Consider the following 295-nt stretch of genomic DNA (forward strand, 5'->3'; position numbering starts at 1 on the left):
AAGAATGGTTCGAACAACACCTTCATCCCGCGCGCCCTTGCGACGGGCAATTGCGATGTGCTCTTCGACGCCGAGGTCCTCGAGGTGCGCGACGGCGCGCGTTCGGCCAGCGTGACGCTCATCGCGTCCACGTCCACGCCTCCCGTGGAACTCACGGTGATCGGTGAGGTCGTCGTCGTGTCTTCCGGCGCGGTCGAGACCCCACGGCTGCTCCTCGCCAGCGGCATTGGCAACGATCAGCTCGGCCGACATCTGCACGATCACAGGGTTGTCACGATTCTCGGCACGACGGAGC

General features: G+C 65.1%; 1 protein-coding gene. It reads left to right on the forward strand.

Annotated elements, in window-relative coordinates; translation table 11 throughout:
- A partial coding sequence (locus FVP33_RS19300) for a GMC family oxidoreductase N-terminal domain-containing protein (protein WP_187270823.1) occupies positions 1 to 295 on the forward strand: 295 nt, incomplete at both ends.

Source organism: Lacisediminihabitans profunda (assembly GCF_008040105.1).
Taxonomy (GTDB): domain Bacteria; phylum Actinomycetota; class Actinomycetes; order Actinomycetales; family Microbacteriaceae; genus Lacisediminihabitans; species Lacisediminihabitans profunda.